Annotated in this window: 4 protein-coding genes; all 4 read left to right on the plus strand. The window is 72.4% G+C overall.

Annotated elements, in window-relative coordinates; all coding sequences use genetic code 11:
* The first annotated feature begins 277 nt into the window (after positions 1–277).
* The gene (locus QMK61_RS13575; RefSeq protein ID WP_302072759.1) at positions 278–2,449 is read left to right on the plus strand and encodes a Six-hairpin glycosidase-like protein; all 2,172 of its coding nucleotides are present in this window, start codon (positions 278–280) and stop codon (positions 2,447–2,449) included.
* 133 nt (positions 2,450–2,582) lie between these two features.
* Positions 2,583–3,155 carry an RNA polymerase sigma factor gene (locus QMK61_RS13580; RefSeq protein WP_302072760.1) on the plus strand — a complete coding sequence of 191 codons (573 nt, stop codon included), beginning with the start codon at positions 2,583–2,585 and terminating at the stop codon, positions 3,153–3,155.
* A gap of 77 nt (positions 3,156–3,232) precedes the next feature.
* Complete coding sequence (locus QMK61_RS13585; protein WP_302072761.1) at positions 3,233–4,204, plus strand: FecR domain-containing protein; 972 nt, start codon at positions 3,233–3,235, stop codon at positions 4,202–4,204.
* Between the two features lie 351 nt (positions 4,205–4,555).
* The gene (locus QMK61_RS13590) at positions 4,556–7,591 is read left to right on the plus strand and encodes a TonB-dependent receptor (protein ID WP_302072762.1); all 3,036 of its coding nucleotides are present in this window, start codon (positions 4,556–4,558) and stop codon (positions 7,589–7,591) included.
* Positions 7,592–7,686 lie beyond the last annotated feature (95 nt).

Below are 7,686 nucleotides of genomic sequence, written 5' to 3' on the forward strand. Positions count from 1 at the left end.
CCGCCGTCCCGGCATAAGCCCACGGGCGTCCGGAAAAAGGCACACTGAAGGCCCCCTCCCCTGCTTGCAGGGGAGGGTTGGGGAGGGGTGCTTCTGGCCTGAAGGTCAAAAAGCGCTACCCCCTCCCGACCTCCCCCTGCAAAGCAGGGGGAGGAGTTCATCCGGCAAGACGCAGGCCGGGATGACGGGCAAAACGCTGCGTCGACGGAACGCAGCCCGATCCACAGGAAACACAGACGATGCAGACGACACGAATCCTCCCCACGCGGTGCCGGCCATGCTGACGGCCACCATCCTCGCCGCCACTCTGGCCACCTCGCCCGCCATCCAGGCCAGCCAGCTCGACTGGCACGGCCAGCAGGCCCGCATCAGTGCGAATGCCGACGGCAGCTACGTGCTGCACTCGCCCGCGGGCGAACGCCGCATTCCCGCGCCGCCCGCCACCGTGCGCACCGCCAGCCCGCTGTTCGACGGTCTGTTCGCGATGGCGCAGGACGACCTGAAGCTCGACTCGGTCGAATCGATCAAGGACGGAGCCTTCGACCACGGCCAGGCGATGCCGTGCCATTGCTTCGAGACCGGCCAGAACTGGCACTACGTGTGGACGCGCGACCTGTCCTACTCGGTCGACCTCGGCCTGTGGCGCTTCGACCCCGCGCGCTCGCGCAACGGGCTCGAATTCAAGCTTTCCGGCGTGCGCGCCAGCGACGTGCCGCACGGCCTCTATCCCATGCAGGACACCGGTTCCGGCGGCAGCTGGCCGATCAGCACCGACCGCATCGTGTGGTTCCTCGCCGCGCGCCACCTGCTCGACGACAAGGCCTTCGCCGACCGGGTGTGGCAGGCGCTGAACGACACCCTGGCGCAGGACCGCCAGTACATCTTCGACCCGCGGCTCGGCCTGTACCGCGGCGAGACCTCGTTCCTCGACTGGCGCCAGCAGACCTACCCCGGGTGGACGGCGGACGACGTGGTCTACATCGCGCAGTCGTTCGCGCTGTCCACCAACGTGCTGCAGTACGAGGCGCTGCGCCTCGCCGCGCGGATGGCCGAACAGCGCCACGATGCCCGCGCCGCCACCTACGGCAGGCAGGCCGAGGCGCTGAAGCAGGCGATCAACGCCCGCTTCTGGCGCGCCGACCGCGGCATGTACATGAGCTACCTCGGCGGCGATGGCCAGCCGGTGGAGGCCTACGACCTGCTCGGCCTGTCGCTGGCGGTGACCAGCGGCGTGGCCGACGCCGGACGCGCGAAGTCGTCGCTGGCGCACTACCCGGCCTGGCCCGCCGGCAGCCCGGTGATCTGGCCCGAGCGCGCCGACCAGCCGATCTACCACAACCGCGCGATCTGGCCCTTCGTCAGCGCCTACGCGCTGCGCGCCGCGCGGATCACGCGGCAGCCGGCACGCATCGCGCACGAGCTGCAGTCGCTGCTGCGCGGCGCCGCGCTGGCCGGCTCGAACATGGAGAACTACGAGCTCGCCACGCAGGCCACCCACGTCGACGACGGCAAGCTCAGCGGCCCGGTGGTGGATTCGCCGCGCCAGCTGTGGTCGGTGGCCGGCTACCTCGACATGGTCACCGAAGGCGTGTTCGGGCTGGAGGACGACGGCCGCGTGAAACCCGAGCTGCCGGCTTCGCTGGTGCCGCTGCTGTTCGGCACGCACGACCGCATCCGCCTGCAGCTGCCGAAGCGGCGCATCACCCTGGTGCGCCCAGCCACGCTGGACGGCAACCTGCTGGTGGCCGGCGCCACCGCGCGGCACGGCGACGAGACGGTGGTGACGCTGAAGGCGATCCGCGTGCCGGACGCGCCGCTGCGCACCGACGCGCCGACCTACGCACCGCCCACGCCCGCCGCGCCCGCGGTGACGCGCGACGGCGCGCACTGGAAGGTCCAGGGCGACGGCGTGCTGTACGTCGACGGCCATCGCCATGGCCCGATCCACGGCACGCTGAGCCTGCCGTGGTCGCCCGCGCAGCGCTGCCTCAGCCTCACCCGGGTCGGCCAGGACGGCGTGGAATCCCTGCCCAGCCCGGCCACCTGCGTGGGCGACGTGGCGCAGCGGCAGGGCGACTGGCCGCGCACATGGACGGCGCCGTCCAGCGGCCGTTTCCGCGCCTGGCTGGACTACGCCAACGACCATGGCTCGATCGAAACCGGCGTCACCGCCGCGGTGAAGCGGTTGCGGGTGGACTGCGCCGGCAGCGCGCCGCAGGAGGCGATCCTGGTGATGCCGCACAGCGTGCGCCGACAGGATTCCACCACCGGCACGTTCGCCGCGCAGGCCGGCGCGCGCTGCACCTTCGCGCTGGAGCAGGGCTTCAACATGAGCGACCTCGCCCATTTCGCCCACTACACCAGCGGCGTGGGCGGCAGCGGCGGGCCGCTGAACGAGGCGGACATCGGCGCCCTGCACCTCGCCCCGCTGCCGCCGGCCTCCCCGTGACGGCATGCCGCCCGGCCGCCGCCGCGGCCGGGCGGCCCCGCGGCGGCGGCGGCTGAACGGGGCGCCGCACCGGTTGCGCCGCCACCGGCTTTTGCCGCACATTGGCCGCTCGGGGTGGGGAACGCGGGTGGACATGGGCGGTAGCCAAGACAACGCATCGTTCGCGCCGCTGGCGGTCCCGGCGGCGGATGCGCGCGACAGCGCCTTCGACGCCTTCGTGCGCGCCCAGCGCCGCCCGCTGCTGCAGTTCCTGCGCTCGCGCACGGCCACCGAGCAGGACGCCGAGGATGTCCTGCAGGAGAGCCTGGCCCGGCTGCTGCGCTACCGCGACCAGGAATCGCCCGAGGGCTGGAAGGCCCTGCTCTACCGCATCGCCGCCAACGTCGCCTGCGACCAGCACCGTGCCGCCGCCAGCCGGCGCAGCGGCGACCACGTGCCGCTGGACGACCTGCCGCTGGTCACCGACGAGCACACGCCCGAGCAGCGCGCCGTCTACGACGAGCAGGTGGCGCGCCTCACCCGGGCGATCCTGGCCCTGCCGCCCAAGGTCCAGCGGGTCTACCTGCTCAAGCGCATGCAGGGGCTCAGCCGGGCCCAGATCGCCGCGCAGTGCGGCATTTCGGTGAAAATGGTGGAAAAGCGCATCGCCACCGCCATGGCCAGGCTGCGAAGCATGGTAGGCGATTCCTTCTCGGATACGTTCTAACCGGCATGAACACGGGGATTCCATCGAAAACCACCGCGAGCGGCCGCCCCGGCGACGCCGAGCTCTGGTTCGCGCGCATGCTCGAGCCGGATTGCTCCGCGGACGAACGCGCCGCCTTCGCGCGCTGGCGCGACGCCGACCCGGCCCATGCCGCGGCCTGGCACGAACTGGACCGCCTGTGGCGGCAGGGCGCCGACGCCGTGCGCCACCCGGACGTGGTGGCCGCCTGGCGCGCGCTGCATGCCGCGCCTCCCGTCCCCTGGTACCGGCGCCTCTCCTTCCTGCTGCCGACGGCCGCCATGGCCGCCGCCGCCGCGCTGGCGGTACTGGTGCTGCTGCCGCGCGCGCACCGGGCCGGAATGCCCGTCGAGGGCACCGCCTACCAGACCGCCACCGGCCAGCAGCGCCGCATCCAGCTCGCCGACGGCACCGCCGTGGTGCTGGACGCGCGGTCCAGCCTGCGGGTGAGCTACGACGACCACCAGCGCCGCGTCGACCTGCTGCACGGCCGCGCCCAGTTCGCGGTGCACCATGACCCACAGCGCCCCTTCGTGGTGCATGCCGGCAACGGCACCGTCACCGACGTCGGCACCGTGTTCCAGGTACGCACCAGCGCCGACTGCACCGGCGTGACCCTGCTCGAGGGCGCGGTCGACATCACCACCGCCGCCCCCGACCACGCCACCCGGCACGCGTCGCTGAGCCACGGCGGGCGGGAAATCTGGTTCGGTCGCGACGGCCGCATCTCGCCGCCGCAGCCGGCCGACCTGCAGGCCGCGGAAGGCTGGATGCAGGGCAAGCTGTTCGTGCACGATTGGCGCCTGTCCGAGCTGCTGGACGAAATGAACCGCTACAACCACCTGCAGGTGGCCATCGGTGATCCGTCGCTGGCCGACATGCGCATCAGCGGCGTGTTCGATGCGCACGATCCGCAGACCATGCTGCAGCTGCTGCAGCGCGGCTGGCCCGTGCGTGCGCGCCACGAGGGCGACGACCGCGTGCTGCTGCTGCCGCTCGCGCAGGGGCAGGCCCCCGCGCGGGCCCGGTAAGAGCCTGCAATCCCGGCGCCTCCCGAAGCATGTGCCGGGAGCGCCACGCGGCGTTCGCCCCCGCCGTCGTTCCAGCACGGGCATCCCGCCCCGGCCGGATGCGACCAGCGCAGCGCCCGGCCCACCGGCCGCCAGTTCACCGTCCGTCCCGCCGGGCAGGCGCCATGGCGGAAATGCCACGCAAGCCGGCAATGAACTGGCGGTTCAGCCTTATGATGTCCCGACGGGACACGAAGCCGGGCCTGCCCGGCACGCATGCAGGGCATCGCTCCCGCTGCGGTGCACCGGGGGAGACACAGGAGCCGCATGCCGCCGAAGCGCGCGAGAACCAGAAAGCCATGGCCGTCGGCCATGCTTGCGGCATGCCTGCTCGCCGCCGCGTCGCCGGCGGCGGCCGGGCCGCGGGCCGTGACGGCCACCGCCGGGCCGGCGACGCATCATGTCTACGCGATCCCGCCCGGCACGCTGGACCGCGCGCTGGAGACGCTGGCCGCGCAGGGCAGCGTGCAGGTGGCCTACGCGCCCGCGCTGGTGGCCGGGAAGCAGACCCGCGGCCTGAGCGGCCGCTACACCCCGAGCGAGGCGCTCGGGCGCCTGCTGGCCGGCACCGGGCTGGCCTGGCGCGCCCTGGGCGCGAGCGGCTTCGTGCTGCTGCCCGGTCCCCCGGTGCGGCCGGTGACGGTGCGCGCGATACCGCTGCGCGCATCGGCGGCAAGCGCGCCCACGCTGGCCACGGTGGCCGTCAGCGGCGCGCTGATCGGCGACGCCCGCGTGCAGACCGCCACCCCCATCTTCACCCTCACCGCGGCGCAGATCCAGGCGCGCGGCTTCGACAGCGTGGCCGACGCGCTGCGCAACACCGTGTTCGCCACCGGCTCGGTGCAGGGACCGCAGGTGTCGGGCTCGTTCACCCAGGGCGCGCAACCGATCAGCCTGTTCGGCCTGGGCCCGCAGTTCACCCTGGTCCTGGTGGACGGCAAGCCGCTGGCGCGCTTCGGCCGCCCGTACAACGGCACCACCATCGCCGCCAGCGTGGCCAACCTGCCGCTGTCGCTGGTCGACCACATCGACGTGATGGCCGGCGGCGGCTCGGCGATCTACGGTTCGCAGGCGATCGGCGGAGTGGTCAACATCGTCACCCGCTCGTCCCTGCACGGCAGCACGGTGGACCTGCGCGTGGGCCGCTACCCGGAAGGCGGCGGCGCCAGCCAGCGCATGACCTTCACCTGGGGCCGCGAGCAGGGCCGCTGGCAGGCGACCGCCGCGCTGGAGTTCGCCAACGTCGCGCCGATCTGGGGCTACCAGCGCCCGTTCACCACCGGCGCGGGTCCGCAGGGCGGCCAGCCGCCGCCCCAGGCGGTGATCCTCGACTACGGCACGCCGGCCAGCTTCGACCAGCAGCCGCAACGTTTCCTCGACCCGCCCGCCGGCTGCGACAGCAGCCTCTACGACGGCAGCACCGTACTCGCCGGCAACAGCCGCGTGGGGCATTACTGCGGCTCGCTGCGCAGCAACGCCTACCGTACCTACGGCAACCAGCAACGCAGCTACGACGGCCTGGTGAAGCTGCGCTACCTCGCCAGCGACCACCTGCGGCTGTACGCGGACGTGATGGGAAACTGGCAGGAACAACGCTGGTACACCGGCCCGACCGCCTGGAGTTCCGACAACCTGCCCGGCGGCGCCATCGAGGACGCCGCCAGCCGCCGGATCCTGTACCCGGTGCGCACCTTCGCGCCGGAAGAGGTGCCGGACGGCGCGCCGGGCCAGATGACCCGCCAGCGCGACCTGCTCTACCAGGCGGACCTGGGCGCCAACGGCCGCTTCGGCGACTCGGGCTGGACCTGGGACCTCTACCACCTGCGCAGCGGCGACCGCACACACGTCGAGGAACCGCTGCTGGTCACCCCGCGCGTGGACGCCTTCTTCGACACCCTGCTGGACGCCACCGGCGCCACCGACCCGGCCACCGGCCTGCAGCTGTACCGTCCCGACTACAACGCTTTCTTCCAGGGCCTGTCGCCTGCCCAGTACGCCGGTTTCGCCCAGGACGCGGACGAGGCCAGCGACACGCGCATCGACACCACCCGCCTCACCATGGGCAACACCGCCTGGTTCAACCTGCCCGGCGGCGGCGCCAGCTTCGCCGCGCTGGCCGAGGCGGGCGGCGAGTCATGGCACGAGCCGATCGACCCGCTGTTCACCGACCAGCTGGCGTTCGGGCACGCCGCCTCGGGCGGCGGCGGCCACCGCACGCACGCGGCCACGGCGTTCGAACTGAACCTGCCGCTGCTCAAGCCGCTGACCCTGGACCTGTCCGGCCGCTACGACCGCTACGCCGGCGCCGGCCACACCAACCGCCGCTTCACCTACCGCCTCGGGGTGGAGTACCGCCCGCTCGACGAGCTGCTGCTGCGCGCCAACTACACCACCGCGTTCAAGGCGCCGGACCTGTCCGCGCTGTTCCTCAGCCCCTCGGGCTACTACATCCCGGTCACCGATTACTACCGGTGCGCGCTGGCCGGCGAAACGCAGTGCGCCGACTACACCTACCAGGTGCGCGGCACCACCCTGGCCAACCCCGCGCTCAAGCCCACCGATGCCCGCAGCTGGACGCTGGGCGCCGCCTGGTCGCCCACCGGGCGGCTGGACCTCAGCCTCGACTACCTGGACATCGCCATCCGCAACGAGGAGGTGGAACAGGATGTGAACCTGCTCGCCTACGACGAGGCGCGCTGCCGGCTGGGCCAGCTCGATCCCGCCTCCGCCCGGTGCCGCGCGCTGACCGACCCGGTCGACGGCCAGGTCCGCCGCCCGATGGCCGGCGGGCCGATCGACAGCGTGGTCACCACCTACGTCAACCTGTCCAGCGAGACGGTGCATTCGCTGTTCGCCTCGCTGCGCTACCGCTTCGCCCCCACCCGCCTGGGCAGCCTGCGCCTGGAGCTGGACTGGAACGACCTGCTCAGCCACGACTTCCGCTTCGCGGCCGGCATGCCGAAAGTACGCCAGCTCGCCGATCCCCGGTCCAGCACCGAGTTCAAGAGCATGTTCACCGGCGCGCTGGACTGGACCAGCCCGGGCGGCGCCTGGACCAGCACGCTGTACGGGCGCCGCTACGGCGCCACGCCCAACTACGCGGCCACGCTCTACGGCGCCGGCTACGCCGGCGCGGCGCGGCTGCACCCCTGGATCACCTTCAACTGGACGCTGGGCTACACGCCCACCCGCCGGCTCGCCTTCGCGCTGACGGTGGACAACCTCGCCAACACGATGCCGCCGCGCGACCGCACCTACGGCGCCTATCCCTACTTCAACGACGAGAACTACGACATCTACGGCCGCCAGATCCTGCTGCGGGCGCGGCTGGCCTTCGACGCGCGCTGAGAGCCTTATATGGACGCCTCCCGGCCTGGCAAGAGCCGCTTGGATGAGATGGAAGCCAGCGAGCAGCAGTCTTATATCCGGCCTGTGATGCAGGC

The organism is Fulvimonas sp. R45 (assembly GCF_030504985.1).
In the GTDB taxonomy this organism is placed as follows: domain Bacteria; phylum Pseudomonadota; class Gammaproteobacteria; order Xanthomonadales; family Rhodanobacteraceae; genus Rhodanobacter_A.

Coding starts and splice junctions, on each gene's coding strand:
- QMK61_RS13575 (WP_302072759.1), top strand. CDS start 278: ATGCTGACGGCCACCATCCTCGCCGCCACTCTGGCCACCTCGCCCGCC.
- QMK61_RS13580 (WP_302072760.1), top strand. CDS start 2,583: ATGGGCGGTAGCCAAGACAACGCATCGTTCGCGCCGCTGGCGGTCCCG.
- QMK61_RS13585 (WP_302072761.1), top strand. CDS start 3,233: ATGCTCGAGCCGGATTGCTCCGCGGACGAACGCGCCGCCTTCGCGCGC.
- QMK61_RS13590 (WP_302072762.1), top strand. CDS start 4,556: ATGCTTGCGGCATGCCTGCTCGCCGCCGCGTCGCCGGCGGCGGCCGGG.